Source organism: Methylibium sp., from assembly GCF_013817365.1.
In the GTDB taxonomy this organism is placed as follows: domain Bacteria; phylum Pseudomonadota; class Gammaproteobacteria; order Burkholderiales; family Burkholderiaceae_C; genus Methylibium.
Window position 1 is genome coordinate 1 of sequence record NZ_JACDCU010000454.1, and the last position, 3,098, is coordinate 3,098.

General features: G+C 66.9%; 4 protein-coding genes. All 4 read left to right on the forward strand.

What is annotated here, in order from left to right; genetic code table 11:
* Positions 1–864, forward strand: an 864-nt coding sequence (locus H0W38_RS19570; protein ID WP_292457301.1) for an anthranilate synthase component I family protein, incomplete at its 5' end; no start/stop codon positions are given.
* 1 nt (position 865) lies between these two features.
* Positions 866–1,435 carry an aminodeoxychorismate/anthranilate synthase component II gene (locus H0W38_RS19575; RefSeq protein ID WP_292457303.1) on the forward strand — a complete coding sequence of 190 codons (570 nt, stop codon included), beginning with the start codon at positions 866–868 and terminating at the stop codon, positions 1,433–1,435.
* Between the two features lie 20 nt (positions 1,436–1,455).
* Positions 1,456–2,493: an anthranilate phosphoribosyltransferase gene (gene trpD / locus H0W38_RS19580; RefSeq protein ID WP_292457306.1), complete on the forward strand. Its 1,038-nt coding sequence runs from the start codon at positions 1,456–1,458 to the stop codon at positions 2,491–2,493.
* Positions 2,490–3,098 (forward strand): indole-3-glycerol phosphate synthase TrpC (gene trpC, locus H0W38_RS19585; protein ID WP_292457308.1); only part of this gene is annotated, 609 nt, incomplete at its 3' end. The genes trpD and trpC, both read left to right, overlap by 4 nt.

A 3,098-nucleotide genomic window follows, 5' to 3' on the forward strand; every position in this document is an offset into this window, starting at 1 on the left:
GCCTCGCACGCGGTGGAGCGCGAGTTCGCCAAGGCCGACTTCGAGGCGGCGGTCGTGCGCTGCAAGGAGTACATCGCCGCGGGCGACTGCATGCAAGTGGTGCTCGGTCAGCGCCTGAGCAAGCGCTATACCGAAAGCCCGCTGTCGCTGTACCGCGCGCTGCGCTCGCTGAACCCGTCGCCCTACATGTACTTCTACGACCTCGGCGAGTTCCAGATCGTCGGCGCGTCGCCCGAGATCCTGGTGCGCCACGAACACGTGCAGGACGGCGACAAGACGGGCGAGAAGCTCACCATCCGCCCGCTCGCCGGCACCCGGCCGCGCGCTGCCACGCCCGAGCAGGACCGCGTCGCCGAACAGGAACTGCTGGCCGACCCGAAGGAGCGTGCCGAGCACCTGATGCTGATCGACCTGGCGCGCAACGACATCGGCCGCATCGCCCAAACCGGCTCGGTCAAAGTGACCGAGGCCTTCGCGATCGAGCGCTATTCGCACGTGATGCACATCGTCAGCAATGTCGAGGGCCTGCTGAAGCCCGGCACCACCAACATGGACGTGCTGCGTGCGACCTTTCCCGCTGGCACGCTATCGGGTGCGCCGAAAATCCGCGCTATGGAGATCATCGACGAGCTCGAGCCGGTGCAGCGCGGCATCTACGGCGGCGCCTGCGGCTACATCAGCTTCGCTGGCGACATGGACGTCGCCATCGCCATCCGCACGGGCATCGTCAAGGACAACGTGCTCTATGTGCAGGCCGCGGCCGGCGTGGTGGCCGACTCGGTGCCCGAGTTGGAGTGGAAGGAAACCGAGGCGAAGGCCCGCGCCGTGCTGCGGGCGGCAGAGCTGGTCGAAGAGGGGTTCTGACATGTTGCTGATGATCGACAACTACGACAGCTTCACCTACAACCTGGTGCAGTACTTCGCCGAACTCGGCGAAGCGGTGAAGGTGCTGCGCAACGACGAGATCGACGTGGCCGGCATCGAGGCTTTGCGCCCCGATCGGCTGGTGATCTCGCCCGGGCCCTGCTCTCCGGCCGAAGCCGGCATCTGCGTCGAGGCGATCCGCCATTTCGCCGGCAAGTTGCCTATCCTCGGCGTGTGCCTGGGCCACCAGGCGATCGGCGCGGCGCTGGGCGGGCGCATCGTGCGGGCGCGGGTGCAGATGCACGGCAAGGCGAGCCAGATCACCACCGACGGCAAGGGCGTGTTCAGCGCGCTGCCGGAGCGTTTCGACGTGATTCGCTATCACTCGCTGGCCATCGAGCGAGAAACGCTGCCGGCGGAGCTGAACGTCAGCGCGACCACCGAAGACGGCGAAATCATGGGCGTGCGCCACAAGACGCTAGCGATCGAAGGCGTGCAGTTCCACCCGGAATCGATCCTGACCGAGCACGGCCACGCGATGTTGAAGAACTTTCTCGACCACACGCACTGACTGACGAAGAGGTTCGCACCATGCCCATCACCGACAGCGCCGCGCTGCAGCGCACGATCGAGCACCGGGAGATCTTCCACGACGAGATGCTGCACCTGATGCGCCGCATCATGAGCGGCGAGATGTCGCCGGTGATGATCAGCGCGCTGATGGTCGGCCTGCGCGTGAAGAAGGAAACCATCGGCGAGATCGCCGCCGCCGCCCAGGTGATGCGCGAGTTCGCGACGCCCGTGCCGGTGGAAGACAAGACGCACCTGGTCGACCTGTGCGGCACCGGCGGCGATGCCGCGCAAACCTTCAACATCTCGACCGCGGCGATGTTCGTCGCCGCCGCGGCCGGTGCCCGGGTGGCCAAGCACGGCGGGCGCAGCGTGTCGTCGACTTCGGGCAGCGCCGATGTGCTGGAGGCGCTGGGCGCGCGCATCGACCTCAAGCCCGCGCAGGTGGCCGAATGCCTCGCCGAGACCGGCATCGGTTTCATGTTCGCGCCCAACCATCACCCCGCGATGAAACACGCCGGGCCGATCCGCAAGGAACTCGGCGTGCGCACCATCTTCAACATCCTGGGGCCGCTGACCAATCCGGCCGGCGCCTTGAGGCAGCTGATGGGCGTGTTTCATCCCGATCTGGTCGGCATCCAGGTGCGCGTGCTGCAACGTCTGGGCGCCGAGCATGTGCTGATCGTCTACGGCATGAACGGCATGGACGAGGTTTCGCTTTCCGGCGAGACGCTCATCGGTGAGCTCAAGGCCGGCGAATTGCGCGAGTACACGGTCCACCCGAGCGACTTCGGCTTGCCGGTTTACGACACGCGCGTGCTCAAGGTGGCCGGGCAGGCCGAATCGGTCGATTGCATCCGCCGCGCGTTGGCCGGCGAAGACGGCCCCGTGCGCGACATCGTGCTTCTCAATGCCGGCGCGGCGCTGTACGCCGCCGATGTGGCCGCTTCCATCCGCGAGGGTGTGAAGCTGGCAAGGGAGGCGGTCACCTCCGGAGCGGCCCGCGCAAAGCTCGATCAGTTCGTCACCGTCAGCACGCGGCTCGCGGCCTCGGCATGAGCGACATCCTCGAGCGCATCGTCGAGGTCAAGCGCGATGAGGTCGCCGCCGCCAAGGCGCGGCGCTCGCTCGCATCGCTGCGCGAAGAGGCCGAGTCGGCCGAGCGGCGCGGTGACTTGCGCGACTTCATCGGCGCCATGCGGGCGAAGATTGCCGCAGGCAAGGCGGCGGTGATTGCCGAGGTCAAGAAGGCCAGCCCGAGCAAGGGCGTGCTGCGCGAACACTTCGTGCCGGCCGAGATCGCCGAAAGCTATGCCGAGCACGGCGCGGCCTGCCTGAGCGTGCTGACCGATGAGCGTTTCTTCCAGGGCGCGGCTGCCTACCTTCAGCAGGCCCGAGGTGCCTGCACCCTACCGGTGCTGCGCAAGGATTTCATGATCGCGGAGTTCCAGGTGTTCGAGGCGCGCGCGATGCAGGCGGACTGCATTCTGCTGATCGCAGCCTGCCTGGACGACGCGCAGATGGTCGATCTGGAATCGGTCGCCCACGCGCTGGGCATGTCAGTGCTGGTCGAAGTGCACGATGGCGCGGAGCTGGAGCGGGCGCTGCGGCTGAAGACACCGCTGATCGGCATCAACAACCGCAACCTGCGCAGCTTCGAGGTT